At 66.5% G+C, this 24,158-nt stretch carries 27 protein-coding genes; 12 read left to right on the top strand and 15 right to left on the bottom strand.

Translation table 11 applies throughout. The features are described from left to right. The first annotated feature begins 108 nt into the window (after positions 1 to 108). Positions 109 to 444 (top strand): GIY-YIG nuclease family protein, encoded by a 336-nt coding sequence (locus WFK98_RS14705; protein WP_336800743.1) that lies wholly within the window; start codon positions 109 to 111, stop codon positions 442 to 444. A gap of 70 nt (positions 445 to 514) precedes the next feature. Here the strand turns inward: WFK98_RS14705 and WFK98_RS14700 are convergent, their stop codons facing one another. Then, the gene (locus WFK98_RS14700; RefSeq protein WP_336800742.1) at positions 515 to 1,402 is read right to left on the bottom strand and encodes a branched-chain amino acid aminotransferase; all 888 of its coding nucleotides are present in this window, start codon (positions 1,400 to 1,402) and stop codon (positions 515 to 517) included. Positions 1,403 to 1,655: 253 nt separating this feature from the next. Here WFK98_RS14700 and WFK98_RS14695 point away from each other — a divergent pair, with 253 nt between their 5' ends. The 3 genes from WFK98_RS14695 (at position 1,656) to WFK98_RS14685 (ending at position 4,458) form a co-directional block, all read left to right on the top strand. Beyond that, a complete protein-coding gene (locus WFK98_RS14695; protein ID WP_266340762.1) occupies positions 1,656 to 2,192 on the top strand; it encodes a MarR family winged helix-turn-helix transcriptional regulator in 537 nt (178 codons plus the stop codon). An 18-nt stretch (positions 2,193 to 2,210) separates the two neighbouring features. Beyond that, on the top strand, positions 2,211 to 2,924 hold the full coding sequence (locus tag WFK98_RS14690) for a response regulator (protein WP_266340761.1): 714 nt from the start codon (positions 2,211 to 2,213) through the stop codon (positions 2,922 to 2,924). A gap of 163 nt (positions 2,925 to 3,087) precedes the next feature. Next, positions 3,088 to 4,458: an ATP-binding protein gene (locus WFK98_RS14685; protein ID WP_266340842.1), complete on the top strand. Its 1,371-nt coding sequence runs from the start codon at positions 3,088 to 3,090 to the stop codon at positions 4,456 to 4,458. Between the two features lie 6 nt (positions 4,459 to 4,464). Here WFK98_RS14685 and WFK98_RS14680 read toward each other — a convergent pair whose 3' ends face one another. The 6 genes from WFK98_RS14680 to WFK98_RS14655 form a co-directional block, all read right to left on the bottom strand. Next, positions 4,465 to 5,289: a VOC family protein gene (locus WFK98_RS14680; RefSeq protein ID WP_336800741.1), complete on the bottom strand. Its 825-nt coding sequence runs from the start codon at positions 5,287 to 5,289 to the stop codon at positions 4,465 to 4,467. A 97-nt stretch (positions 5,290 to 5,386) separates the two neighbouring features. Next, positions 5,387 to 5,740, bottom strand: coding sequence for a tRNA-binding protein (locus WFK98_RS14675; protein ID WP_336800740.1), 354 nt, complete (start codon positions 5,738 to 5,740; stop codon positions 5,387 to 5,389). A gap of 48 nt (positions 5,741 to 5,788) precedes the next feature. Next, the gene (locus tag WFK98_RS14670) at positions 5,789 to 6,448 is read right to left on the bottom strand and encodes a TetR/AcrR family transcriptional regulator (protein ID WP_336800739.1); all 660 of its coding nucleotides are present in this window, start codon (positions 6,446 to 6,448) and stop codon (positions 5,789 to 5,791) included. 57 nt (positions 6,449 to 6,505) lie between these two features. Beyond that, on the bottom strand, positions 6,506 to 7,330 hold the full coding sequence (gene proC / locus WFK98_RS14665) for a pyrroline-5-carboxylate reductase (protein WP_266340757.1): 825 nt from the start codon (positions 7,328 to 7,330) through the stop codon (positions 6,506 to 6,508). Between the two features lie 171 nt (positions 7,331 to 7,501). Then, positions 7,502 to 8,005 (bottom strand): YbjN domain-containing protein, encoded by a 504-nt coding sequence (locus tag WFK98_RS14660; protein ID WP_266340756.1) that lies wholly within the window; start codon positions 8,003 to 8,005, stop codon positions 7,502 to 7,504. A 340-nt stretch (positions 8,006 to 8,345) separates the two neighbouring features. Then, the gene (locus WFK98_RS14655) at positions 8,346 to 8,558 is read right to left on the bottom strand and encodes a cold-shock protein (protein WP_266340755.1); all 213 of its coding nucleotides are present in this window, start codon (positions 8,556 to 8,558) and stop codon (positions 8,346 to 8,348) included. Positions 8,559 to 9,202: 644 nt separating this feature from the next. Between WFK98_RS14655 and WFK98_RS14650 the strand changes: the two genes are divergently transcribed. After that, positions 9,203 to 9,403, top strand: a complete 201-nt coding sequence (locus WFK98_RS14650) for a hypothetical protein (protein ID WP_336800738.1) — start codon at positions 9,203 to 9,205, stop codon at positions 9,401 to 9,403. A gap of 2 nt (positions 9,404 to 9,405) precedes the next feature. On the opposite strand, the gene WFK98_RS14645 is transcribed toward WFK98_RS14650, so the two are convergent. Then, positions 9,406 to 10,575, bottom strand: coding sequence for an MFS transporter (locus tag WFK98_RS14645; RefSeq protein WP_336800737.1), 1,170 nt, complete (start codon positions 10,573 to 10,575; stop codon positions 9,406 to 9,408). Between the two features lie 151 nt (positions 10,576 to 10,726). Further along, complete coding sequence (lepB, locus tag WFK98_RS14640; protein WP_420909668.1) at positions 10,727 to 11,497, bottom strand: signal peptidase I; 771 nt, start codon at positions 11,495 to 11,497, stop codon at positions 10,727 to 10,729. A 227-nt stretch (positions 11,498 to 11,724) separates the two neighbouring features. On the opposite strand from lepB, the gene WFK98_RS14635 reads away from it, so the two are divergent. The 5 genes from WFK98_RS14635 to WFK98_RS14615 all read left to right on the top strand — a co-directional run bounded on the left by WFK98_RS14635 (position 11,725) and on the right by WFK98_RS14615 (position 15,685). Continuing rightward, positions 11,725 to 12,789, top strand: coding sequence for an LLM class flavin-dependent oxidoreductase (locus WFK98_RS14635; RefSeq protein ID WP_336800736.1), 1,065 nt, complete (start codon positions 11,725 to 11,727; stop codon positions 12,787 to 12,789). A gap of 339 nt (positions 12,790 to 13,128) precedes the next feature. After that, entirely contained in the window at positions 13,129 to 13,836 is a 708-nt protein-coding gene (gene minC / locus WFK98_RS14630) for a septum site-determining protein MinC (RefSeq protein WP_266340750.1), read from the top strand. A 20-nt stretch (positions 13,837 to 13,856) separates the two neighbouring features. Beyond that, positions 13,857 to 14,672 carry a septum site-determining protein MinD gene (gene minD, locus WFK98_RS14625; RefSeq protein WP_266340749.1) on the top strand — a complete coding sequence of 272 codons (816 nt, stop codon included), beginning with the start codon at positions 13,857 to 13,859 and terminating at the stop codon, positions 14,670 to 14,672. Continuing rightward, the gene (gene minE / locus WFK98_RS14620; RefSeq protein ID WP_266340748.1) at positions 14,669 to 14,953 is read left to right on the top strand and encodes a cell division topological specificity factor MinE; all 285 of its coding nucleotides are present in this window, start codon (positions 14,669 to 14,671) and stop codon (positions 14,951 to 14,953) included. The genes minD and minE overlap by 4 nt, the downstream gene beginning before the upstream one ends. Positions 14,954 to 15,217: 264 nt before the next feature. Beyond that, complete coding sequence (locus WFK98_RS14615) at positions 15,218 to 15,685, top strand: DUF4126 family protein (RefSeq protein ID WP_266340747.1); 468 nt, start codon at positions 15,218 to 15,220, stop codon at positions 15,683 to 15,685. 15 nt (positions 15,686 to 15,700) lie between these two features. On the opposite strand, the gene WFK98_RS14610 is transcribed toward WFK98_RS14615, so the two are convergent. The 5 genes from WFK98_RS14610 to WFK98_RS14590 form a co-directional block, all read right to left on the bottom strand. Further along, positions 15,701 to 15,931, bottom strand: a complete 231-nt coding sequence (locus WFK98_RS14610) for a SlyX family protein (RefSeq protein WP_266340746.1) — start codon at positions 15,929 to 15,931, stop codon at positions 15,701 to 15,703. Between the two features lie 76 nt (positions 15,932 to 16,007). Beyond that, the gene (locus WFK98_RS14605; RefSeq protein WP_336800735.1) at positions 16,008 to 17,279 is read right to left on the bottom strand and encodes an RNA polymerase sigma factor; all 1,272 of its coding nucleotides are present in this window, start codon (positions 17,277 to 17,279) and stop codon (positions 16,008 to 16,010) included. An 81-nt stretch (positions 17,280 to 17,360) separates the two neighbouring features. Beyond that, entirely contained in the window at positions 17,361 to 17,900 is a 540-nt protein-coding gene (locus WFK98_RS14600; RefSeq protein ID WP_336800734.1) for an SRPBCC family protein, read from the bottom strand. A gap of 30 nt (positions 17,901 to 17,930) precedes the next feature. Next, the gene (locus tag WFK98_RS14595; protein WP_266340743.1) at positions 17,931 to 18,350 is read right to left on the bottom strand and encodes a YciI family protein; all 420 of its coding nucleotides are present in this window, start codon (positions 18,348 to 18,350) and stop codon (positions 17,931 to 17,933) included. A 39-nt stretch (positions 18,351 to 18,389) separates the two neighbouring features. After that, positions 18,390 to 18,809 (bottom strand): YciI family protein, encoded by a 420-nt coding sequence (locus WFK98_RS14590; protein ID WP_266340742.1) that lies wholly within the window; start codon positions 18,807 to 18,809, stop codon positions 18,390 to 18,392. Between the two features lie 241 nt (positions 18,810 to 19,050). On the opposite strand from WFK98_RS14590, the gene WFK98_RS14585 reads away from it, so the two are divergent. Then, on the top strand, positions 19,051 to 20,076 hold the full coding sequence (locus tag WFK98_RS14585; RefSeq protein WP_336800733.1) for an Ldh family oxidoreductase: 1,026 nt from the start codon (positions 19,051 to 19,053) through the stop codon (positions 20,074 to 20,076). Here the strand turns inward: WFK98_RS14585 and WFK98_RS14580 are convergent. Beyond that, the gene (locus WFK98_RS14580) at positions 20,051 to 21,019 is read right to left on the bottom strand and encodes a DMT family transporter (protein ID WP_336800732.1); all 969 of its coding nucleotides are present in this window, start codon (positions 21,017 to 21,019) and stop codon (positions 20,051 to 20,053) included. The two genes, WFK98_RS14585 and WFK98_RS14580, sit on opposite strands and share 26 nt — an antisense overlap. 260 nt (positions 21,020 to 21,279) lie before the next feature. Here WFK98_RS14580 and uvrB point away from each other — a divergent pair, with 260 nt between their 5' ends. Then, entirely contained in the window at positions 21,280 to 24,111 is a 2,832-nt protein-coding gene (gene uvrB / locus WFK98_RS14575; RefSeq protein WP_336800795.1) for an excinuclease ABC subunit UvrB, read from the top strand. Positions 24,112 to 24,158 lie beyond the last annotated feature (47 nt).

Here is a 24,158-nt window from a genome sequence, read left to right as displayed (position 1 = left end):
ATATACCCGGGTAATATTGACGTCTCAATATCGCCCGGGTAAAAGGTCGGTCCAACGCGGCCGCTCGAAGACGGCCGGCCCTTTCCGGGACGATCGAGGAGCGGAGACATGCAGCGCGAGGATCGAAAGGCCGCGATCTCGGCCTACAAGAAGCGGGAAGCCGCGGCAGGCATCTATGCCGTCCGCTGCAAGGCCAGCGGCGAAGTCTGGGTCGGCAAGACCCCAAATCTTGATACCATCCGGAACCGGATCTGGTTCACGCTCGACCAGGGCAGTTGCAGCGCACGCGGCCTGCAGGCGGCCTGGCGACAGCAAGGCGCCGACGCCTTTTCCTTCGAGGTCCTCGAGCAACTGGAGCCGGAAGAATCCGACTATATCCGCAATGCGCTTCTCAAGGAACGCTGGGTCCATTGGCGTGGCGCGCTCGGCGCCGAGATCGTTTGACGCGGACAAAAAAAACGGCCGGAGAAATCTCCGGCCGTTTTTTTTTGGATGTTCTGATCCAGCCGATCGATCAGGCCGAGACCTTGGCGCCCTGGACGAGGTCCGTATAGGCGTGCATCAGGCTCTCGGTGATCTTGCCCGGCGTAAACTTGTATTCGCCGATCTCGGACACCGGGGTGACTTCGGCGGCGGTGCCGCAGAGCCAGCATTCGGTGAAGGTCGACAGTTCCTCCGGGGCGATGCGGCGCTCGATGACCTCGATGCCCTTCGCCTTGGCGAGGCCGATCACGGTCTGGCGGGTGATGCCGTTCAGGAAGCGGTCGGCGAGCGGCGTGTGGATTGCGCCGTCCTTGACGAAGAAGACGTTGGCGCCGGTCGATTCCGCGACATTGCCTTCCCAGTCCAGCATCAGCGCGTCGGCATAGCCGCGATCCTCCGCGGCATGCTTGGAGATCGTGCAGATCATGTAGAGGCCCGACGCCTTGGCGAGCGACGGCGCCGTCTTCGGATCGGGACGGCGGAACTTCGCCCAGTCGAGACGGATGCCCTTCAGGCGCTCGGCCGGCGTGAAGTAGGACGGCCATTCCCACGCGGCGATCGCCACGTTGATGCGGTTGTTGTGGGCCGAGACGCCGAGCGCCTCGCTGCCGCGCCAGGCGATCGGGCGCAGATAGCCGTCGACCAGGCCGTTCTTGGCGAGCGTCGCCTTCGAGGCCTCGTCGATCTCCTCGACCGTATAGGGGATCTTGAAGTCGAGGATTTCGGCCGAATGGAACAGGCGCTCGGTGTGCTCGCGCAGCTTGAAGATGGTGCCGTTATAGGCGCGTTCGCCTTCGAACACGGCGCTCGCATAGTGAAGGCCATGGGTGAGTACGTGAATCTTCGCGTCCTTCCACGGAACGAAGGATCCGTTCATCCAGATCCAACCATCTTTCTGGTCGAAGGAGACCGCGCTCATTTTCCTCACTCCATATCGGCCGCCGGTTGCGGCCGCGCCCTTTGGCGTTGATTGTCGTGCCTATTTCTCGCGCCGGCTAGGCAAAGTAAAGCCAGATCCGGCAACGACTTTTGCGCCACTTTGAAACTGTCGGTAAAGTGCCGGTCGAAACGCGATCGCGCGAGGGGATATCGCGGGACGGTAAACGGCGGGCGTGTTCGATCATTTCGTCGAGGCCACCCATCAAGTAACAATCGAACCTAAATATGTCAACATGGCTGACATAAATTTCGCGACCGATTCGAAGGGACCGGCATCCGTGCAACGCGACGAGACCGTCAAGACGCCCATTTCTATCCAGGAACAGCCCGAACTGGTCCTGATCGAGCTGCTTTTTTATGCCTATCGCGATTTCGTTTCGGATCCGGACGTGGTGCTGGCGAAGTTCCAGTTCGGCCGCGCCCACCATCGCGTCGTCCACTTCGTCAACCGCCATCCCGGCATGCGGGTCGCCGATCTCCTCGACATTCTGAAGATCACCAAGCAGAGCCTCGGGCGCGTGCTGAAGCAGTTGATCGATACCGGCTATATCGAGCAGGTGCCGGGTCCGGTCGATCGCCGTCAGCGGCTTCTCTATCCGACGGCGAAGGGGCGGGCGCTCGACCAGCGGCTGACCGAGCCGCAGGCGCAGCGCATCCGCGCCGCCCTGGCCCCGCTCGGTCCCGAAGGGCGCGTCGCGGCCGAGCGCTTCCTTCGCCTGATGATCGATCCGGCCGAACGCGATAAGGTCGCGCAGTTGATCGAGCATTGATGCGCGTGGAGTTGCAGGATGAATGATCTGGCGGATACCGCCCCCCTGGCCGATGATGCGCCGCATCTGCTCGTCATTGACGACGATGCCCGCATTCGCACGCTGCTGTCGCGCTACCTGAACGACAACGGCTTCCGTGTCGATGTCGCCGCCAATGCGGCCGAGGCGCGCGGCCGGCTCGGCGGCCTCGCCTTCGACCTCCTGGTCGTCGACGTGATGATGCCGGGCGAGAGCGGGCTCGACCTGCTGAAGAGCCTGCGCGAGACGATGGACGTGCCGATCCTGATGCTGACGGCGCGGACGGAGATCGAGAGCCGGATCAAGGGTCTGGAGCTCGGCGCCGACGATTATCTCGGCAAGCCGTTCGAGCCGCGCGAACTGCTGCTTCGCATCAACGCCATCCTGAAGCGCGGCACCCCGCCGGCGGCGCCGCTGATCGAGCAGGTGCGCTTCGGGCCGTTCACCTTCCACATCGCGCGGCGCGAACTGCGTCGCGGGCAGGAGACGATCCGCCTGACCGATCGCGAGCGCCAGATCATGGCGGTTTTCGCCGAGACGCCGAACGAGACCGTGCCGCGCCTTTCGCTGCTGGCCGAGGACGAGCCGGCCGGCGAACGCACCATCGACGTGCAGATCAACCGGCTGCGCCGCAAGATCGAGGTCGATCCGGCCAATCCGCTGTTCCTGCAGACGGTGCGTGGCATCGGCTACCGGCTGGTGACGGAAGCGTGACGCAGATTGGCGACCGGGGACGGGCCGGACGGGGCCAGGGCTGATGGACAAACGCCCGCATTCGTTTCAGCGCAGTCGTGTTTCCGGCGGCTGGGCGGAATGGCCTGCCGTGGCCGGGCTGCGCCGTCTCTGGCGGTCTCCGGCGGTCAACGCCATGCGCCGCATGGCGCGCCGCTCCGAGCCCTTCTTCGACGCGCTGCTGGTGCCCTATCGCTTTCTCGGCAAGCGCATGGCCGCCGCGATGCCGAAGGGCCTCTATGCGCGCGCGCTGATCATCATCATCACGCCGATCGTCATCCTGCAGTCGGTCGTCGCCTTCGTCTTCATGGAGCGCCACTGGCAGACGGTGACGCAGCGCCTGTCGGCTGCGACCGTCCGCGACATCGCCGCGATCGTCGACCTGATCGACACCTACCCGGAAGATCCGAACTACGCGCAGATCGTCCGCATCGCGCAGGACAGGCTCGGCCTGACCATTTCCGTGATCCCGAACGAGCCTTTGCCGCCGGCGGCGCCAAAGCCCTTCTTCTCGCTGCTCGACAGCGCGCTGTCGCGCGAGATCGGCCGTCAGATCAACAAGCCCTACTGGATCGACACGGTCGGCCGCTCCAACCTGGTCGAGATCCGCATCCAGCTCGGCGACAAGGTGCTGCGCGTGCTGGCGCGGCGCAGCCAGACCTATGCCTCCAATTCGGAGATCTTCATCTTCTGGATGGTCGGCACCAGCCTGGTGCTGCTGACGATCGCCATCGCCTTCCTGCGCAACCAGATCCGTCCGATCCAGCAGCTCGCCGATGCGGCCGAGGATTTCGGCATGGGGCGCGAGACGACGGATTTCAGCCCGCGCGGCGCGCGCGAGGTTCGCCGCGCCAGCGCCGCCTTCATGGAAATGCGCAACCGCATCGAGCGGCAGATGGAGCAGCGCACCACCATGCTGGCGGGCGTCAGCCACGACCTGCGCACGGTGCTGACGCGCTTCCGCCTGCAACTGGCGCTCTTGCGCGAAACGCCGGATGTGCGCGCCATGCGCCGCGACGTCGACGACATGCAGCGTATGCTCGAGGGCTATCTGGCCTTTGCCCGCGACGATGCCGACGAACCGACGGCGGCGACCAATATCGGCACGCTGCTGGCCGAGGTCGCCGAGAACGCCCGCCGCGTCGGCCACGACGTCTCGCAGGATTTCCGCGGCGATCCGATCGTCAGCATCCGCCCGAACGATTTCAAGCGCTGCCTGTCCAACCTGGTGATGAACGCCTGCCGGCACGGCGACCATATCGAGCTGCACGGCGTGCATACCGAAGGTTGGCTCGTCATCCATGTCGACGATGATGGGCCCGGTATCGACGAGACCGAGCGCGAGGCAGTGTTCAGGCCGTTCTACCGTCTCGACGAGGCGCGCAATCTCGACGAGAGCGGCACGGGCCTCGGCCTGCCGATCGCCCGCGACATCGCCCGTTTCCATGGCGGCGACGTCACGCTTTCGGAGGCGCCGGACGGCGGCCTGCGCGCCACCGTCCGCATTCCGGCCTGATCGAACTCAGGCGCCGGGCTGAAGGCGGATACGCGTGCCCCAGGGATCCAGCAATTCGCGTTCGGCCGAAACGCCGGAGCCGGCCAACGTCACATAGGCGAGGCCGTTGCGTTCGGGATCGCGCGGGCCGGCGCCGCGACTCTGCCAGCTATTGGCGCCGATATGGTGGTGATAGCGGCCGGACGACAGGAACGAGGCGCTCGGCATGGTGGTCACTTCGTCGAGCCCGACCTCCGACTTCCACCAGCGCGCCGCCACAGGCGCGTCACCCACGCGCAGATGCACATGGCCTATGCGGAGGAATTCCGGTGCACCCTTCCAGCCGCCCGGATGGTCGCCGAGCGAGGCGACGATCGCGTTGACGTCGAGCGGGTCGGTCGCCATCCGCACATGCGGGCCTTCCCAGACCCATTCCCCGGTCGGGCGGTCGGAATAGATCTCGACGCCGTTGCCTTCCGGATCGGTCAGGTAGAAGGCCTCGCTGACGAGATGATCGGCCATGCCGTCGACGGGAAAGCGGTTTTCGCTCGCATGCAGGATCCAGCGGCCGAGATCGGCGCGGCTCGGCATCAGGAAGGCGGTGTGGAACAGGCCGGCCTGGCGGGTGTCGTCGCGCGAGCCGCGCGGGCTCGGCTCGATCACAAGGAACGGCACGCCGCCGGCGCCGAGCGTCACCATCCCGCCGGCGCTGGAGATCGTCTCCAGGCCGAGGATGGCGCGGTAGTAGTCGGCGACCTTGTCGACGTCATGCGCCTTGAGGCCGACTTCCGCGATGTGGATCGGGCGGGTCAGCGAAAAGGGGAGACCGGCTTCGGTTTCGGTTTGGCTCATGGCTGGGTGACCTCTGGTTGAAGCATCTACCTAGTCACTCGGGGCTGCGATCGACAGCCGCGCCGGAGTGAACACACCGTCCAGCCAGCGGCGCCGCCTAGAACAGGCGTCCGCCGTTCGGCACGCTGCGCTCGACGGCGGTCAGCACCACGTCGCCCTCGGCGTCCGGCATGCCAAGGGTGAGGACTTCCGACATGAAGGGACCGATCTGGCGCGGCGGGAAATTGACCACGGCCATCACCTGGCGGCCGATCAGCTCTGCCGGCTGGTAGTATTTGGTGATCTGGGCCGAGGACTTCTTGCGGCCGATCTCCGGGCCGAAATCGATCACCAGCTTGATGGCCGGCTTGCGCGCTTCCGGAAACGGGCTCGCCTCGACGATCGTCCCCACGCGGATGTCGACTTTGAGGAAATCGTCGAAGCTGATCGTCTTCGGTGCCTGGGCGTCCATGTCGTGTCTCCGTTCAATCCGAGACCGGTAACACGACGGCCGGCTCGGTCAAGCCGCCGGCGCTTCCGTCTCCGGCTTGGCGGCCCGCCTCGGGCGATGCCGGTCGAGCTTGCGGCCGACGCGGCAGAGGATGCCGGCGGCGCGATCGGTCCGGTGCGACCAGGTCTCGGCATGCTCGAGCGCGCGATCGACCGCCGCCATCGTCTTCGACAGGTCCGGGTCCTCGTCCTGGAGCCAGACCGGGACGATCCGTGCCGCCATCAGCACGAAACCCTGCGTGCGCGCGGCGCCGCGCAGACCGTCGGTCGAGATCCCGGCGCCGGCCAGCATGAAGCGGGCGCTGTCGAGCGCGATGCGGTTGAGGCAGAGCGCCATTCCCGGATCGCGGCGGGCGGATTCGGCCAGATGCCGCACGGCGGCGCGACGCGGCGCCATGTGGTCGAGCCGCTTCATAATCAGGTCGAACAATCGATCGCGTCGCGATTCCTCGGCCGAAGGCGCCTCGGTCGAATCGAGCACGGCGCTGTCGACCTGGCGGATGAAGTCGGCAAGGATGGCAAGCTTGCCGTCATAGGCGCTCCGCAGCTCGCCGAGCGTGAGCCCGGCGCGCGCCGCGATGTCGCCGAGGCCGATCCCGGCATAGGGCTTTTCGGAAAGAAGTCCGAGAAACGCGTCGACGATTTTAGCCTTGGTCTTCTCTGTCGCCATGATCGGATCTCCTCTTTACCTGTATCTAGGGACGCGATGTGGCGACGGCGAGGCCGATCAGCCTGCCAGTTCCTGTGCGCGTTGCTTGGCGGCGGCGACGGCGCGGGTGAGAATCGGCTCGATGCCGTCCTCGGCCATCAGAACGTTCAGCGCCGCGGCCGTCGTGCCGCCCGGCGATGTAACGTTCTTGCGCAGGATGTCGGCCGGCAGCGGCGACTGGTTGAGCAGTTCGCCGGCGCCCACGATCGTCTGGCGGGCGAAGCGCTCCGCCTGCTCGGGCGAGAAGCCGGCCTCGACGCCGGCTTTCGCCAGGTACTCGGCGAGCAGGAAGACATAGGCCGGGCCGGAGCCGGAAACCGCCGTCACCGTATCGATCAGCCCTTCGCTTCCGACCCAGCCGAATTCGCCGACCGCGGAAAGCAGCGCGCCGACCAGCTCGCGGTCCTCGGCGGTCACGGCCGGGTTGGCGAAGGCGCCGGTCATGCCGCGGCCGACCTGCGCCGGCGTATTCGGCATGGCCCGGACGATGGCGCCGCCGAGCGCGGCCTCGAGCGTCGCGAGAGTCGTTCCTGCCGCGATCGACACCGTGACCGTGCCCGGTCCGATCAGGTCGCGCACGGCGGGGAGGGCGGTGCCCATCATCTGCGGCTTGACCGCAAGCAGCAGCACGCGGGCCGCGACGCCGGCAGGCGCGCTGGTCCGATGCTCGACGCCATGCTTCGCGAGAAGCGCCCGCGTCTCCTCCGGCGGGTTCGGATCGACGACGATCGCCGCCTTCGGATCGAGGCCGGAAGCGAGCCAGCCGGTGAGCAGGGCGCCGCCCATCTTGCCGGCGCCGATCAGGACGATGGGGGAGGAGGGCGTGAGGGCGGACAGGGACATGCGGAAGCGCTCGCTCTTCGATGACGACGCTTGTCTGTACTCGGCTCCGCGCCCGGGCGAAAGGCCCTCCATGCCGGGCAGGATCCTACCTGCCGGCGGCGGCCGGCACGGCGGCCTCGGTCCCATCCGGCAAGGGGGGCGGCGCGTACCGGCACGCGCCGCCTTGTGGTCTCAGGCCTCGCCGACCGTCTCGAACAGGACGGTCTCCAGCGCCTCGGCGGCGGACTTGCCGGCCCAGACGACGAACTGGAAGGCCTGGTAATAGCGCTCGCAGCTTTCGATGGCGTTCTCGAGGAGGCCTTCGACCTGGCGGCTGTTCGGCTCGGCGCCGCCGGCGAGCAGCAGAGTTTGCCGGTACATGACGACGCCCTCCTTGCTCCAAAGGTCGAAATGGCCGATCCACAGCTGCTCGTTGACCAGCGACAGCAGTCGCATGACCTCGGTTTTGCGCGGTTCCGTAACTTTAAGGTCGAAGGCGCAGGCGAGGTGCACGGCCTCCATGTCCTCCATCCAGGAGAAGGAGACGTGATAATCGCACCAGCCGCCGGCTATCGAGATGGTGATCTCGTCGTCGCCGGATCGCTCGAAGCTCCAATCATTGAGCCCTGCGATTTGCTCGATCATATCAACCGGGTTGGATTGCCGGTCTTCGGTTTCGAAGTCGATGAGGCTCATGGCCGACCCTCGCGCTTGATCGGGGGATACGCAACGCAACAAAACGACTGCCGAAAGCAGATCTCGAGATCGAGCCCTCCTGTTGAGCAAAAACCGCTCCGCCCCGCGCGGAAAAACCGGTCTCCCATTCCAACTCAACGGCGGTGCTTGGCAGAGCAGCGCGAATCTTCATTTAGTATCAGTATATAGGCAGGCGAAGAGAATGCGCGATGACTTTTCCTGCACGGGCGTGTCGGAATTGTGGACGCAGCGTCAGGCGCCTGTCGCGGCCGGGAGGCAGACGCGCAAAAGCCGCCGGGCAGGCCGGCGGCTTTCTGGACTTGTCCGCGAAGGCGAGGGGCTAGCCGGGTTGCAGGTCTACCGCCTTCGGGCCCTTGCCGCGCTTATCGGGCTCGGTCTCGAACGTGATCCGCATGCCGTCATTCATGTTCGCAATGCCCGAACGCTCGACAGCCGTGACGTGCACAAACACATCCTTGCCGCCATCGTCGGGGGTGATGAAGCCAAAGCCCTTCGACGCATTGAAGAACTTGACCGTACCAGACTGTCGCATCGCTGTTCCTTTCCCATTCTTCTTTACTCTACCAGCCGCTCCGCTCGGCCGGCACACTCCAGGCACTCAGGTTGTCGGGGAAAGGTCTCTGCGTCTTGTCGATATCGTGCGGTCGCTCGCGCAAGCCGCCCCGCGAATGCCGTAGCATCCGACGCGCGTTTGTCCAGTCTCCGTCGGGTCCTATGCCCGTGCGAGCGAAACTATGCTTCAGCATCCACAGAAAATCAATGGGTCGTATTCCCTAACGTAAAGTTGCAGTTGCTTCACCTACACTGAAAAGGACCGTTATGTTGTCCGATATATGCGACTTACTATCAGGATAGCATTGTTTGGCGGCGCCCTGCCGTCTGCGTCTCCTGGGACGCGCCGACCCGCGGCCTCGAAGGGCGGAGCGCCCATCCGGCGCAAAGCCGACGCGCCGGAGACACAATGCGCCCGGTCGTCCGCGAATACTTACGTTTTTCTCGCGTCGGGGCCGTCAATTGTCATCAAGCTGGCATGATCGCTGCATATTGCGATGCGAAATCATCGGCCAAGCGGATCCCGATCGACCTCCTGACGCAAATTTGATGTCGGAGGGCGGAACCCGCAGGTCGGGGACGTATTATTTAACAGTGCATCGCAGGGCAGGGCGGAGTTTGGCTATGTCGGGATTGACCGCGGATAATCTGCTGGCTGTCGCGGCTGTGTGGGTCGCGATCATGTTGCCGAGTGCGGCATTTGGCGGTGATCCGGTCGCCGCGCAAACCGAGGCGCAGCGCTGCGAAACGCTGGCGGTGCAGCCCGCCGGGGCCGCCCTTATCGCCGCCGTGCAGGGTCGCTTCGAGGCCTGGCAGGCCGACTGAGCCTAGCCGGTCGAAGCGACCGCCATCGGCTGCCTGCCGAGATGCCAGGACAACAGCGCGATCATCAGCGCCAGCACCGTCAGCGCGGCGCCAACGAGCGGCAGGCTGTCGAAGCCAGCGCCGAAGGTGATGGCGAGGCCGCCGATCCACGCCCCGCCGGCATTGCCGATATTGAAGGCGCCCTGGTTGAGCGTCGATGCGAGATTGGGCGCTTCGCCGGCGCATTCGATCACGCGCATCTGTAGCGGCGCGATCAGGATGAACATCACGCAGCCCCAGACGAAGACGCTGATGCAGGCGCCGATGACGGAGTGGCTGGTGTAGCTGAACTGCGCCAGCACGATGATCAGCGCCGTCAGCGCGCCGAGGATTGTCGGCATCAGCTTCCAGTCGGCCAGTCGGCCGCCAATCAGGTTGCCGATGGTGATGCCAACGCCGAACAGCAGCAGCACCCAGGTGATCTGGTGCGATTCCAGCCCCGTCACCGTCTTCAGGATCGGCGCGATATAGGTGAAGCAGGCGAAGGTGGCGGCGGCGGCCAGCACGCTGACCGCCATGGCGAGCCAGACCTGCAGGCGCTTGAACACCGCGAATTCGCGCATCAGGCTCGGCGGCGCCGAGGCGCCTCGGTCCGACGGTACCCAGGCGATGATGGCGGCGACCGAGACCAGCCCGATCAGGACTACGGCCCAGAAGGTCGAGCGCCAGCCGGCGATCTGGCCGAGCGCGGTGCCGCCGGGAACGCCAAGGATATTGGCGAGCGTCAGGCCGGCGAAGACCAGCGCCATGGCCTGGGCACGCTGGTTGCGCGGCACCAGCGTGCCGGCGACGACGGCGCTGATGCCGAAAAAGGCGCCATGGCCGAAGGCGGTGAAGATGCGCGCCGCCATCAGAAGCGCGTAGGTCGGCGCGATGGCGCAGAAGAGATTGCCGATGACGAACAGCATCGCCAGCCCGACCAGCGTGATCTTTCGCGGCAGCCGCGATGTGGCGAGCACGATGATCGGGCCGCCGATGACGACGCCGATGGCATAGCCGGTGATCAGCAGGCCGGCGCTGGGGATCGAGACGCCGAGATCGGCCGCCACTTCCGGCAGCAGCCCCATGATGACGAATTCAGTCGTGCCGATGCCGAACGAGGCAATGGCCAGGGCGAAGAGGGCGATCGGCATGGGGTGGTCCGGCGGTGAGGATCAGGCGGGCGCGGAGGCGCGACCCTCACGACAATGACCGCCGATTCGTGCATTTTGCAATGCACAAATCGGCGGTCGTTGCATTTTGCGATGCGTGTCACTCAGGCGCGACGGTGGCCTGCCTGCGGCGTCAGGTAATCGAGGTGAACAGCCGGTTCCAGCGGATCGACCACGGCCATTTCCAGAACTCCCAGACGCGCGATCCTTCGTCGATCGAGAAGAACACCCAGCGCGCCTTGCCTTCGACATTCTCGTTCGGGACGTAGCCCATCGACTGCATGTCGCGGGAATCGGCCGAGTTGTCGCGGTTGTCGCCCATCATGAAGAGATGGCCCGGCGGAACCTCGTATTTCGGCGTGTTGTCGAACGAGCCGCGATCGCCCTCGATCTCGATGATCTGGTGCTTGACGCCGTTCGGCAGCGTCTCCTCATAGCGCGCCGCCGAGATCGTGTTGCCGAAGAAGTCCTTGGTCTCGTAGGGCTCGATCTGCTGGCGCTCCACCATCTTGTCGTTGATGTAGAGCCGGCCGTCGATCATCTGCACGGTGTCGCCGGGCTTGCCGATGACGCGCTTGATGAAGTCGGTCGAATTGTCCTTCGGTCCCTTGAAGACGACGATGTCGCCCTGGTTTGGCTCCGAGCCCCAGATGCGGCCCTCGAACGGACCCATGCCGAAGGGGAACGAATAGCGCGAATAGCCGTAGGAATATTTGGAGACGAACAGGTAGTCGCCGATCTCCAGCGTCGGGATCAGCGAGCCCGACGGAATCTCGAACGGCTGGAACAGGAAGGTGCGCACGATCAGCGCGATGATCAGCGCCTCGGCGAAGACGCGGATGGTGCCGCCGAGGCCGTCCTTGGACGCCTGCTTCTTCTCGGCGCTCTTCGTGGTGTCTTCCATCATGCGACTTTCGGTCGATTGGGGAACCCGTCATTTAGGGGATGCGGGGCGAGGCGGCAACCAAAAGCCGTGCGCCGCGCCGACGTTGCGGAAGGGCATGCTCGTTTCGGTTGACGATGCGTCTTCCTGCGTTGGGGCTGACAATCCGGCGCCGGGTTGCCATATCTGCCCCGAAACGGGGCGATCCGGGCATTTCCGCGCCGACGTCATTCGGAGAGGCGACCAGAATGGAATTCGGGATCTACACCTTCGGCGACAATATGCCCGACCCGACGACCGGCGTGCGGCTCGATCCGGTCGAGCGGATCCGCAATCTCATCGAGGAGATCGAACTGGCCGATCAGGTCGGTCTCGACGTCTTCGGCCTGGGCGAACACCACCGGCCCGACTATCTGGTCTCTGCGCCTGACGTCGTGCTGGCGGCTGCCGCCGCGCGCACCAAGTCCATACGCCTGACCAGCGCCGTCACGGTGCTTTCCTCCGATGATCCCGTGCGCGTTTTCCAGCGCTTTTCGACGCTCGACCTTGTCTCGAACGGCCGGGCCGAAGTCATGGCCGGGCGCGGCTCGTTCATCGAATCCTTCCCGTTGTTCGGTTTCGATCTCGCCGATTACGACGCGCTGTTCGCCGAAAACCTCGAACTGCTGCTGCGTATTCGCGACAGCGAGCGGGTAAGCTGGCCGGGCGGCCATCGCGCCGCGATCCAGGATCTCGGTGTCTATCCACGCCCCGCCCAGGATCCGCTGCCGGTCTGGATCGCTGTCGGCGGCACGCCGCAATCGGTCGTGCGCGCCGGCGTGCTCGGCCTGCCGCTGGCGATCGCCATCATCGGCGGCAATCCAGCCCACTTCCAGCCGCTGGTCGAACTGTACCGCCGCGCCGGCAAGGAAGCCGGCAGCGATCCCGCGCGGCTGAAGGTCGGCATCAATTCACACGGCTTCATCGCCGAGAACTCGCAGGACGCCGCCGACATCGCCTATCCGCCCTTCGCCGCCGTGATGACCAAGCTCGGCAAGGAGCGCGGCTGGCCGCCGACAACGCGCGGCCAGTTCGAGGCGCAGCGCCGCCTGCATGGCGCGTTGTTCGTCGGCAGCCCGTCCGAGGTGGCGGAGAAGATCCTCTACCAGCACGAACTGTTCGACCATGACCGCTTCCTGATTCAGTTCAGCGTCGGCACGCTGCCGCACGACAAGATGATGAAGTCGATCGAACTGTTCGGGACGAAGGTCGTGCCGGAGGTGAAGCGGGCGCTCGCCGCCAAGGCTTCGGACGTCGCGCCGGAACAGGCCTGAGGCCATGCCTCGCACCGCCGCGGCGGCTTCGAACAAGCGGGTGTAAACGTTAACGGCGCCCCCTGGCGGGGCGCTGGATCGATTCGCCGAATCCGCTCTGCGGCGGGCGCCGGGCCGATCCGGCATGACGCAGCGCTTCGCGATGGAATCGAGGCAAAGGGCGGCTTTTCGCGCTGCTGTTGACGGGTTTCCGGACTGCAACCCAGATTTTTTTGTTCGGCCTAACCCCCTCGGGATTCCTCAGCTTTTGCCCTCCAAACCCTTAACGGGTCCGACGTGGTTAACCACTCGTTAACCAGCGTGTCGCACACATTGCTTAACAGAAGGCAAACAGCGACCGTGGCTACTCCCGCTTCCAAACAACGCGCAGCGATCCGGTTCCGGGGAAGATCCTTCCTCGCCACCGTTCTGGCGCCCGAACTCCCGCTGGCCGACTGGCTGGCGGAACTCGACAAGCTTTCCAAGCGTTCCGAGGGCTACTTTGCCAGTCGCCCCGTCATTCTCGACGTCACCGGCCTCGCCATCACCAAGCGCGACTTCGCAGAGCTGATCGCCATGCTCTACGAACGCGAGATCAAGGTGATGGGGGTCGAGGGCGCCGATCCGTCCTGGCTCGGCTTCGGCATGCCTCCGTCCGTCAGCGGTGGCAAGCAGACCGAAATCCTGCACAAGCCGTCCGCCGAGCCACCCAAGCAGAACAGCTTCGTCGACCGAGCGGTCCCGTCGCTGCTGATCGAGACGCCGGTCCGTTCCGGCCAGTCGATCATCTTCCCGCAGGGCGACGTGACCGTGGTCGGCTCCGTCGCATCCGGCGCGGAGATCATCGCCGGCAACTCGATCCACATCTATGGCACGCTGCGCGGCCGCGCCATCGCCGGATCGACCGGCAACGCGGCGGCGCGGATCTTCTGCCAGAAATTCGAGGCCGAGCTGATCGCCATAGACGGCCTCTACCAGACTGCCGACGACCTCGACCCGGGCCTGCGCGGCCGCGCGGTCCAGGCTTGGCTCGCAAATGACAAGATGAACATGGCGGCGCTGGCCTGAGCCAGCAAGGAGCAGAAGCAATGTCTCAGGTTCTCGTTGTGACATCGGGCAAGGGCGGCGTTGGCAAGACGACGTCCACCGCCGCCATCGGCGCCGCGCTGGCCATGTCCGGCCAGCGCGTGGCTGTCGTCGATTTCGACGTCGGCCTGCGCAATCTCGACCTCGTCATGGGCGCCGAGCGCCGCGTCGTCTACGACCTGATCAATGTGGTCCAGGGCGAGGCGAAGCTGCAGCAGGCGCTGATCCGCGACAAGCGGCTCGACACGCTCTATGTGCTGCCGGCCTCGCAGACGCGCGACAAGGACGCGCTGACCGCCGAGGGCGTCGCCCGCGTCATGGAAGAGCTGCGCGGCCATTTCGACTGGGTCGTCTGCGACAGCCCGGCCGGCATCGAGCGCGGCGCCATGCTCGCCATGCGCCATGCCGACGTGGCCATCGTCGTGACCAATCCGGAAGTGTCGTCGGTGCGCGATTCCGACCGCATCATCGGCATGCTCGATTCGAAGACGCTGAAGGCCGAGCGCGGCGAGTACATGGAGAAGCACCTCCTGCTCACCCGCTATGACGCCGCCCGCGCCGAGCGCGGCCAGATGCTCAAGGTCGAGGACGTCCTCGAGATCCTGTCGATCCCGCTGCTCGGCATCATCCCCGAGAGCGAGGCGGTGCTGAATGCCTCGAATGTCGGCTGCCCGGTCACGCTGGTCGATGCCGACAGCGCCCCGGCGCGCGCCTATATCGATGCGGCCCGCCGCCTCGAAGGCGAAAACATCCCGATGGTCGTTCCGGCGGAGCGGCGCGGCTTCATGAGCAAGCTTTTCGGTCGGAGGGCTGCATGACGATCTTCAACTTCTTCAAGCCGGCGCGATCCGCGCCGGTGGCGCGCGACCGGCTGCAGATCCTGCTGCAGCACGAGCGAGTCTCGGCCGGCGCCAGCGATCTGATCGCCAAGCTCCGTGAAGAGATCCTCGGTGTCATCGCCCGCCACGTCGACATCCCGGCCGACAAGGTCCAGGTGAAGATGCAGCGGGCCGAGGCCGTCTCCACCCTCGAGGTCGAGATCGAGCTGCCGAACCCGGTCCGCCAGCGGCGGAAAGAGGGCGCCGAGGCGGCAGCATGAGACCCTGAAGCCGGCAGTGATGCCGGCTTTTTCATGCCCGCCTGCGCAGGAACCGACCGAGTCGCGGCGTGGCCTGACGAAGCGTCTGCCTGAAGGGCCGGCGCTACCTGAGCGGCCAAAGGTTCCTTAGGGTAAGAAATTCCGCCCGCCGGGCACGGCATGGCGGCTTCCTAGTTTTTCTTTTCTGCAATCGAACAAATCCCTGGCATCGACGGCCGGAAATCCGTCACCCTGCGGTTGTGGGCAACGTAGGGGGAAGACAGCATGTTCATCTATGTCCTGGCGCTGTTGATCGGCGTCGTCGCCGGCCTGCGCGCGATGACCGCGCCGGCGGCCATCGCATGGGCCGCCTATCTCGGCTGGATCAATCTTGACGGCAGCTGGCTCTCCTTTCTGAGCCACTGGCTGGCGCCGGTGATCCTCACCGTGCTGGCCATCGCCGAACTGATCACCGATCAGCTGCCGACGACGCCGAGCCGCAAGGTGCCGGTGCAGTTCGCCACCCGCATCTTCATGGGCGCGGTCTGCGGCGCCGCGCTCGGCTTTGCCGGCGGCGCCTGGATCGTCGGCCTGATCCTCGGTGCCATCGGCGCCGTGATCGGCACGCTCGGCGGCTACGAGGCGCGCAAGCGCCTGGTTGCGGCAACGGGCGGCAGGGACCTGCCGATCGCCCTCATCGAGGATGGCATCGCCATCGCGCTCGCGCTCTGGATCGTCGCCTACGCCACCTGAGCGCGGCGCCGGCTCTCAATAATGGGGCGGCGGCGGCTCGGGCAGGTTCGGGCGGCCGATCTGCTCTGATGTCTCGCGCAATTGCTCGGTCAGCTGCGCGATCTTGCGGGTCAGGAGATCGACCTGTTTCCATTGCGCCGTGATCGCGCTGTTCAGGTCCTCGATGGTTTCATCCTGGTAGGCGATCCGGATTTCCAGCGCTTCGATGCGGCTCGCCAGAGCCTCTTCGGCGTTCGTGTCGGTCATCCGATCCTCCCTCTGCCATCTGCGTGCTCCCTAAGGCGCGCCGGCCGCCGGCGCAAGGGCGGGCCGGCGGGCGGGATCAGACGGCGATGCCGTTCGCACAGGTCGCGGCGCGCTCGAGCAGTAGCTGGCGTTCGCGCAGATTGCGGGTGAGGGCGGCGGCACGCTCGAAATCGAGCTTCGCCTCGGCGAGGCGGCCGAGCTTCATCAAGAGGTCGGCGCGCACGCCCGGCAGCAGATGCGAGCTCGCCAGCGCCGGCTCGGTTGCCAAAGGCTCGACCACGGCGAGGCCGGCGGCCGGTCCCTCGGCCATGCCGACAGCGACGGCACGGTTCAGCTCCACCACCGGCGAGGGGGCGATCCGGCCGAGTTCGGCGTAAAGCCCGGCGATGCGTCCCCAGTCGGTCTGGTCGGCGGTCGGAGCGCGCGCGTGGCAGGCCGCGATCGCCGCCTGCAGCGTATAGGTGCCGCGCGGACCGAGCGCCTCGGCGCGGGTCAGCGCCGCGAGGCCGCGGCGGATCAACAGGTGGTCCCAGCGCGCCCGGTTCTGGTCCAGGAGCAGCACGGGCTCGCCATTCGGGCCTACGCGCGCCGCGAAGCGCGAGGCCTGGATTTCCATCAGCGCCACGAGGCCATGCACGTCCGCCTCGTTCGGCGCCAGCCCGGCCAGGATGCGGCCGAGCCGAACCGCCTCGTCGGCCAGCTGCGGCCGGATCCAGTCTTCGCCTGCGGTCGCAGAATAGCCCTCGTTGAAGATCAGGTAGATTACCTCGATCACCGAGGCGAGGCGTTTGGCCAGTTCGTCCCCGCGCGGCACCTCATAGGGAACGTCGGCGTCGGCGAGCGTCCGTTTCGCCCGAACGATGCGCTGCGCCACGGTCGACTCGGGCACGAAGAAGGCGCGGGCGATCTCGCCGGTGGAGAGGCCGCCGATCAGCCGCAGCGTCAGAGCCACGCGCGCCTCGGCGGAGAGGATCGGATGGCAGGCGGTGAAGACGAGCTTCAGCAGGTCGTCGCCGATGTCGTCGTCGAGCCGCGCTTCCAGTTCGTCGACGACGCTATCCTGGTCGAGATCGCTGATATAGCCGATCTCGGCGTGCTTCGCGTCCGCCAGCTTGCGATGGCGAAGCCGGTCGATGGCGCGCCGCTTGGCGGTCGCCATCAGCCAGGCGCCTGGATTGTCCGGAATGCCGGTTTGCGGCCAGCGCTCCAGCGCCGCGACCAGCGCGTCCTGCGCCAGTTCCTCGGCAACGCCGATGTCGCGCAGCATCCGGGCGAGGCTGGCGACGAGCTTCGCCTGCTCGATCCGCCAGACGGCGCTGATCGCTTGATGGGTTTCGGTGTGTGTCACGGCCGCGGATCAGGCCATGTCTGCTGCGTGGACGCAAGGTCGGAGATGGCCCCGTCGCGTCCACGGGCCGAAGTCGGCGGGCTATCGCGTCTCCGTCGCCGCCTTGAGATTGGCGAGGCCGGTTTCGAAGTCGCGGCCGACCATCTTGTCCATGTCGACGAAGAGGCCGATCACCTTGGCGAGGAAGGGCGTCGTGCCGTCCATCGACCAGCTTACCCGGGTCGCATCGCCGTCCGGCTCCAGGGTGAACGCCGCGACGTTGCGCGCCTGGAACGGTCGGGTGAAGGCGAGGTCGATCTCGACCCGCGACGGCGGCGAGGCGTCGGCGATCTCCATCCGCCCGGTGCCGGCCTTGCCGTCGCTGCTCCATTCATAAACGGCGCCCTTGCCGCTCTGCGGGCCGGAATAGCTGCGGTGCATGGCCGGATCCAGCTTTTCGTAAGGCGACCATGTCGCCCAGCTGTGGAAGTCGGCGATCAGCGGAAAGATCCGGTCGGCCGGCGCCTGGATCCGCGCCTGCCGCTCGACGCGAAAGTGGTCGGGGCGGGTCGCTGCATAGGCGAGCACCACCCCGATCGCGGCGACCAGCACAATCGCCGCGACGAGAAGGAACCTGAGCATGGTGTTTCTCCGGTGTCGCAGGCCGGGCGTCTAGCGCCCGCCGGCCCGCTTCTGCATGTCGTCGAATCCGGCGGCGGCGGCCTGCACGTCGGCGGGGAAATCCTCCATTTCCTGCACCTGGCGAACCTCGATCGTCTCATTGTCGCCGGCCGGGCACTTCTTGGCCCATTCGATCGCTTCCTCGCGCGACTTGACGTTGATCATCCAGTAGCCGCCGAGCACTTCCTTCGCCTCCGCGAAGGGGCCGTCACTGACCTTGGGCTTGCCGCCCTGGAAGGTGACGCGGGCGCCCATGGACGGCGGATGCAGCCCGTCCAGCGCCAGCAGGATGCCGGCCTCCTGCAGGGCCTCGTTGTATTTCATCATCGCGGCGACGGCGTCCGCCTCCGGCATGGTGCCGGGTTCGGCGGTCTCGTATCCCTTGGGGATCATCAGCATCATGAAGCGCATGGGTCTGTCCTCGTCTCGGATTGCTGTCTGTGGGGCGGTTCAGGCGCGCGCGCCGCTTTCCATCTGGCGGAGGCGGTCGATCGACTCGCCCGGCTCGAAATCATCGAGCTCGAACAATTGCCGGAGCTCGATCTCGCCGGCCTTGCCCTCACCGGCGGGATTGGGCATCCGCTTCGCCCACTCGATCGCCTCGTCGCGCGATTTCACCTCGATGATCGTGTAGCCGGCGATCAGTTCCTTGGTCTCGGCGAAGGGGCCGTCGATGACGGAGCGCTGGCCGCCGGGGGAGAACTGGATGCGGGCGCCTCTGGCGCTCGGCTGCAGGCCGGAGGCGTCGAGCAGCGCGCCTGCCTTGGCGAGATCCTCGTGATAGGCCGCCATGTCGGCGATCAGCTTCTCCTCCGGCATCACGCCCGCTTCGGTGTCCGGGTTGGCCTTGACGATGATCATGAACCGCATGGCTTGCTCCTTCTGGATCGCGGCTGCCGGCAGTGTCGGATTTCGAGGCTGCCGATCGTGCTCTCATGTCACGACGAGCGACAGGTGGCGGGATCGACAGGGGCGCCGATTTTTTTCTTTGCGGGCGCCCGATGACGCGTCATGGGTGGCGACGGCGAGCGTCCATCGCCGACATTGTCGGTCCGTCGGCGCGCTGCTAGAGACTGTCGACTGAATGCATACAACGAGGGGCAGATTGGGCATGGAACAATCCGGGGATCGCGTGACGCTCGGACTCGACGAGGTCTTTGCAATCGCGAAGTCGGTGCTCGTCGCGGCCGGCCTGCCCGAGCGCCAGGCCGAGCCGGTGGCGCGCGTGATCACCGAAGGCCAGCGCGACGAATGCCATTCGCATGGCCTGTTCCGCCTGCCGGGTTGCGTCCAGACGATCAACCATCCGCGCTTCAACCGCGCCGCCGTGCCGGTCGTCGAGAACACGACGCCGGCCGTGACCAAGGTCGACGCCGGGTTCGGCTATTCGCTGCCGGCGCTGGAGGCGGCGATGCCGCTCTTCGTCGAGAAGGCGAGGACGGTCGGCATCTCGGTGCTCGCGATCAACAACTGCTTCCATTTCTCGGCGCTCTGGCCGGAGATCGAGATGCTGACGGCAAAAGGGCTGGTCGCGATCGCCATGACGCCGAGCCATAGCTGGGTGGCGCCTGCCGGCGGCAGCAGGGGCGCGCTCGGCACCAATCCGATCGCCTTCGGCTGGCCGCGCGCCGGGCAGGATCCCTACGTGTTCGACTTCGCCACCAGCGCGATCGCGCGCGGCGACATCTCGCTGCACAAGATGGCCGGCAAGCCGCTGCAACCGGGCTGGGCGATCGACTTGGACGGCAATCCCACCACCGACGCGGCGGCGGCGCTCGACGGCGCCATGCTGACCTTCGGCGGCCACAAGGGCTCGGCGCTGTCGACGATGATCGAGCTCCTGGCCGGGCCGCTGATCGCCGACATGACCAGCCTGGAACCGATGGATTTCGACGACGGCGTCAAGGCGGCACCGGCGCATGGCGAGATCCTGATCGCCTTCGATCCCGCCATCCTCGGCGGCGGCGTCCGCGACAACCAGGCGAGCAGCGAGCGGCTGTTCTCGACCATCGTCGACCAGGGCGCGCGACTGCCTTCCGTCCGCCGCTACGAGGCGCGCGCGCGCAGCCTGGCGCATGGCGTCCAGATCCCGCGCCACCTCTATGATCAGGTCATGAGCCTGCCTCGGGCTGGCTGACGGGTTCGGTCCCGTCGCTCCGCGCCCGGTGCGCGGTGACGCAGGCGAGCACGCTCGCCACCACCAGAACGATGGCGACGCTTTCCAGCGTCGTCGGCAGGCGGCGCTCCCACAGGAAGCCGTAGAGCAGGGCGAACAGGGTCTCGAACAGGATCATCTGGCCGACCAGGGTCAGTGGCATCAGCCGGCTCATCCAGTTCCAGCAGAAATTGCCGACGATCGAGGCGAACAGCGCCACGCCGGCCGCAACCGCGGCGAAGCGCAGCCATTCGCTGGTGTCGTGGCCGTGCGCGCCGATCAGCAGCGCCGGCGGCAGCAGCAAGAGCGACAGAGCGCCGGTGACGATGCCGGTCAGCAGGTTCCAGTCCTGCGACGACAGGTGGCGCACGCGTACCAGCCAGCGGGCGTTTTGGACGGCATAGGTCGACCATGACGCCAGCGCGGCGATGGCGCAGGCGAGACCGAGAAGGGCGTCCGGCTGCAGGCCGCTTCCGATCGAGCCGAGCGACTGCCAGCCGATGCAGAGGATGCCGGCGGTACCGAGCAGCAGCGACGGCGCCAGTCGCGTGAGCGGCGTGGCGCCATGGTCTCGGCTGCCGATCAGGGTGACCGCCACCGGCAGGAAGCCGATGATCAGCGAGGTCATGGCGATGCCGCCGAGCTGCACCGCGCTCGCCAGCAGCACATAGTAGACGATGTTGCCGAGCAGGCTGAGCCAGACCAGCGCTCCCCATTCGCGCGGACCGAGGACGCGGACGAGCCGCCGCCAGCGCGGCGCGATCAGCGCCGCCGCGAACAGGCCGTAAGCGAGGTAGCGGGCGGCGGCGAGCTGGAGCGGCGTGAACTCGCGCACCAGCTGGGGCGCGAGGAACACCAGTCCCCACAGCGCTCCGGCCGCGACGCCGCAGCCAAGTCCAGCCCACATCCTGCCGTTGCTGGTCACGTCAATCTCCCGGGAAAGACCCGGTGATGACATGGCTTGCCGGCAGGGTCTCGGCCGAAGCTATCGCATCTCAGGCCGTTCTCGCCAGCCGCGTCCGGCGCGGCAGTTGGGTGAGGAGGGACGCTCCGGGACATGTCGCCCTCCCGACGGATCGCGAGCCGAATGTCGACGATCTTGATGCCACGGCCGCGCCGATTGCGGAAACAATCATGCGTCGCGCCCCCTTCAAATTCGTGCGCGGACGTTCTACTTTCGTACCCATGGCCAAGCGTCCCAAAACAACCGGCTTCGGCGAAGCGCCGCAGGCTCCGCTCGAAGGGGCTCCCCTGTCGGGCAATATCGCCGACTGGATGGAGGAGATCGCGCGCGCGGCGGATGCCGAGCCGATCGCCCCGAAGCCGAAGCGCGCGCCGCGCGCCCGGCCGGAGCGGATGCAGCTCGTCGACCTGCCGGTCGACGCCGAGCGCAAGGCGAAATCCGGATCGAAGGGCGAGAAGAAGGCCGACAAGGCGACGGACACGCACAAGTCCGGGCGCGGCACCTCGATCGGCGTCGCCAGCAGCGCCCGCGAGCGCGCCGCGAGCGGCCTCAATCCGGTCTCCGGCCTCGAGATCAGCCTCGAGGAAGCCGAGTCGATGGCGTCGTCCTCCGTGACGGCGACCGTCGCGGCGCTTTCGGCGCTGATCGAGAACGGCCGGCCGGAGATCCGCGACAAGACCTGGGTGCCGCACCGGCCGCCGCGGCCGGAAAAGTCGGAGGGCGGCAGGCCGTTCCAGATCGTCTCCGCCTTCGAGCCGCGCGGCGACCAGCCCAACGCCATCCGGGAGCTGGTCGACGGTGTCGCCGAAATGGAGCGCGACCAGGTCCTGCTCGGCGTCACCGGCTCGGGCAAGACCTTCACCATGGCCAAGGTGATCGAGCGCACGCAGCGCCCGGCGCTGATCCTGGCGCCGAACAAGACTCTGGCGGCCCAGCTCTATGGAGAGTTCAAGGCGTTCTTCCCGGATAACGCCGTCGAGTATTTCGTCTCCTACTACGACTACTACCAGCCCGAGGCCTATGTGCCGCGGACCGACACCTATATCGAGAAGGAATCCTCGGTGAACGAGCAGATCGACCGGATGCGCCATTCGGCGACCCGTTCGCTGCTGGAGCGCGACGACGTCATCATCGTCGCCTCGGTTTCCTGCATCTACGGTATCGGCTCGGTCGAGACCTATACGGCGATGACCTTCGGCATCGAGCTCGGCGAGAAGCTCGACCAGCGGCAGTTGCTCGCCGATCTCGTGGCGCTGCAATACAAGCGCTCCGACGCCAATTTCACCCGCGGCACCTTCCGGGTGCGCGGCGATACGGTCGAGATCTTCCCGGCCCACCTGGAGGATCGCGCCTGGCGGCTGTCGCTGTTCGGCGACGAGGTCGAGAGCATCACCGAGTTCGATCCGTTGACGGGCACGAAGACGAACGAGCTCAAATTCGTCAAGGTCTACGCCAATTCGCACTATGTGACGCCGAAGCCGACGCTCAACCAGGCGATCGCCTCGATCAAGCATGAGCTGCGCTTGCGGCTGGCGGAACTGGAGGCATCGGGCCGCCTGCTCGAAGCGCAGCGGTTGGAGCAGCGTTGCCGCTTCGATATCGAGATGATGGAGGCGACCGGCGCCTGCGCCGGCATCGAGAACTATTCGCGCTACCTGACCGGCCGCCTGCCGGGCGAGCCGCCGCCGACCCTGTTCGAATACCTGCCCGACAACGCGCTCGTCTTCACCGACGAGAGCCACGTCACCATCCCGCAGATCGGCGGCATGTATCGCGGCGACTTCCGGCGAAAGGCGACGCTGGCCGAATACGGCTTCCGCCTGCCGTCCTGCATGGACAACCGGCCGCTTCGCTTCGAGGAATGGGACGCGATGCGGCCGCAGACGGTGCACGTCTCGGCGACGCCCGGCTCGTGGGAGATGGAAGCGACCGGCGGCGTCTTCACCGAGCAGGTCATCCGGCCGACCGGCCTGATCGACCCGCCGGTCGAGATCCGCTCGGCCAAGACCCAGGTCGACGACCTGCTCGGCGAAGTGCGCGAGACGGCGAAGAAGGGTTATCGCACGCTGGTCACGACGCTCACCAAGCGCATGGCCGAGGACCTGACCGAATACCTGCACGAGAACGGCGTCCGCGTCCGCTACATGCATTCCGACGTCGAGACGCTGGAGCGCATCGAGATCATCCGCGATCTCCGCCTCGGCGCCTTCGACGTGCTGATCGGCATCAATCTCCTGCGCGAAGGCCTGGATATTCCGGAGTGCGGGCTCGTCGCCATCCTCGATGCCGACAAGGAGGGCTTCCTGCGCTCCGAGACGTCGCTGATCCAGACCATCGGCCGCGCGGCGCGAAACGTCGACGGCAAGGTCCTGCTCTATGCCGACCGGGTCACCGGTTCGATGGAGCGGGCGATGGCGGAAACCGAGCGCCGCCGCGAAAAGCAGCTCGCCTACAACGAAGAGCACGGCATCACGCCGGAATCGGTCAAGAAGCAGATCGGCGACATCCTCTCCTCGGTCTACGAGCAGGATCACGTCACCGTCGACGCCGGCATGGCCGATACGGCGCTGGTCGGCAACAATCTGAAGGCGCATCTCGACGCGCTCGAGAAGAAGATGCGCGACGCGGCGATGAACCTCGAATTCGAGACGGCGGCGCGGCTGCGCGACGAGATCAAGCGCCTCAAGGAGACCGAACTCGCCATCGCCGACGATCCGCTGGCGCGCCAGTCGGCGATCGACGATCGTACCGGCGGCTATCGCGGCGAGCGAAAATACGGAAGCGCCGGCAACCTGCCGCCGGAGCCGGCCACGCGTGCCCGCAAGAACGACCTCGACGAGATGACGGTGAAGCGCACCGAGGTGCCGCTGGCGTCGCGGGCGCGCAAGCCCGAGCTCGACGAGATGGGCGTCAGCTCGAACCTGACCTCGGTCTCGACGGACGAGCATGAGCGGCCGCAGCGCCCGGATCCGATGACGACGAACCATCGCCCGCGCTCCGTCGGCGGACGTCCCGGCAGCTCGGCCGGCCGCAAGGGGCCGAAGCGGCGATAGACGTCCCGAAGCTCGGCGGCTCCCTCGCCCACGCAGTGGGAGAGGGG

This window comes from Kaistia sp. MMO-174 (genome assembly GCF_037147815.1).
Taxonomy (GTDB): Bacteria; Pseudomonadota; Alphaproteobacteria; order Rhizobiales; family Kaistiaceae; genus Kaistia; species Kaistia nematophila.
Note: the sequence above shows the minus strand (reverse complement) of the source record. Positions and strands in the feature narration are given on the sequence as shown.

What these genes read in the sequence shown, in the direction of transcription:
- WFK98_RS14645 (WP_336800737.1), bottom strand. Translation starts at nt 10,575, where the DNA reads ATGCCGATCGCCCTCTTCGCCCTGGCCATTGCCTCGTTCGGCATCGGC.
- lepB (WP_420909668.1), bottom strand. Translation starts at nt 11,497, where the DNA reads ATGGAAGACACCACGAAGAGCGCCGAGAAGAAGCAGGCGTCCAAGGAC.
- WFK98_RS14705 (WP_336800743.1), top strand. Translation starts at nt 109, where the DNA reads ATGCAGCGCGAGGATCGAAAGGCCGCGATCTCGGCCTACAAGAAGCGG.
- WFK98_RS14600 (WP_336800734.1), bottom strand. Translation starts at nt 17,900, where the DNA reads ATGCTCAGGTTCCTTCTCGTCGCGGCGATTGTGCTGGTCGCCGCGATC.
- minD (WP_266340749.1), top strand. Translation starts at nt 13,857, where the DNA reads ATGTCTCAGGTTCTCGTTGTGACATCGGGCAAGGGCGGCGTTGGCAAG.
- WFK98_RS14635 (WP_336800736.1), top strand. Translation starts at nt 11,725, where the DNA reads ATGGAATTCGGGATCTACACCTTCGGCGACAATATGCCCGACCCGACG.
- WFK98_RS14660 (WP_266340756.1), bottom strand. Translation starts at nt 8,005, where the DNA reads ATGAGCCTCATCGACTTCGAAACCGAAGACCGGCAATCCAACCCGGTT.
- WFK98_RS14700 (WP_336800742.1), bottom strand. Translation starts at nt 1,402, where the DNA reads ATGAGCGCGGTCTCCTTCGACCAGAAAGATGGTTGGATCTGGATGAAC.
- WFK98_RS14590 (WP_266340742.1), bottom strand. Translation starts at nt 18,809, where the DNA reads ATGCGGTTCATGATCATCGTCAAGGCCAACCCGGACACCGAAGCGGGC.
- WFK98_RS14670 (WP_336800739.1), bottom strand. Translation starts at nt 6,448, where the DNA reads ATGGCGACAGAGAAGACCAAGGCTAAAATCGTCGACGCGTTTCTCGGA.
- uvrB (WP_336800795.1), top strand. Translation starts at nt 21,280, where the DNA reads ATGGCCAAGCGTCCCAAAACAACCGGCTTCGGCGAAGCGCCGCAGGCT.
- WFK98_RS14610 (WP_266340746.1), bottom strand. Translation starts at nt 15,931, where the DNA reads ATGACCGACACGAACGCCGAAGAGGCTCTGGCGAGCCGCATCGAAGCG.
- proC (WP_266340757.1), bottom strand. Translation starts at nt 7,330, where the DNA reads ATGTCCCTGTCCGCCCTCACGCCCTCCTCCCCCATCGTCCTGATCGGC.
- WFK98_RS14585 (WP_336800733.1), top strand. Translation starts at nt 19,051, where the DNA reads ATGGAACAATCCGGGGATCGCGTGACGCTCGGACTCGACGAGGTCTTT.
- WFK98_RS14690 (WP_266340761.1), top strand. Translation starts at nt 2,211, where the DNA reads ATGAATGATCTGGCGGATACCGCCCCCCTGGCCGATGATGCGCCGCAT.
- WFK98_RS14595 (WP_266340743.1), bottom strand. Translation starts at nt 18,350, where the DNA reads ATGCGCTTCATGATGCTGATGATCCCCAAGGGATACGAGACCGCCGAA.
- WFK98_RS14615 (WP_266340747.1), top strand. Translation starts at nt 15,218, where the DNA reads ATGTTCATCTATGTCCTGGCGCTGTTGATCGGCGTCGTCGCCGGCCTG.
- WFK98_RS14685 (WP_266340842.1), top strand. Translation starts at nt 3,088, where the DNA reads ATGGCGCGCCGCTCCGAGCCCTTCTTCGACGCGCTGCTGGTGCCCTAT.
- WFK98_RS14680 (WP_336800741.1), bottom strand. Translation starts at nt 5,289, where the DNA reads ATGAGCCAAACCGAAACCGAAGCCGGTCTCCCCTTTTCGCTGACCCGC.
- WFK98_RS14650 (WP_336800738.1), top strand. Translation starts at nt 9,203, where the DNA reads ATGTCGGGATTGACCGCGGATAATCTGCTGGCTGTCGCGGCTGTGTGG.
- WFK98_RS14675 (WP_336800740.1), bottom strand. Translation starts at nt 5,740, where the DNA reads ATGGACGCCCAGGCACCGAAGACGATCAGCTTCGACGATTTCCTCAAA.
- WFK98_RS14655 (WP_266340755.1), bottom strand. Translation starts at nt 8,558, where the DNA reads ATGCGACAGTCTGGTACGGTCAAGTTCTTCAATGCGTCGAAGGGCTTT.
- WFK98_RS14695 (WP_266340762.1), top strand. Translation starts at nt 1,656, where the DNA reads ATGGCTGACATAAATTTCGCGACCGATTCGAAGGGACCGGCATCCGTG.
- minE (WP_266340748.1), top strand. Translation starts at nt 14,669, where the DNA reads ATGACGATCTTCAACTTCTTCAAGCCGGCGCGATCCGCGCCGGTGGCG.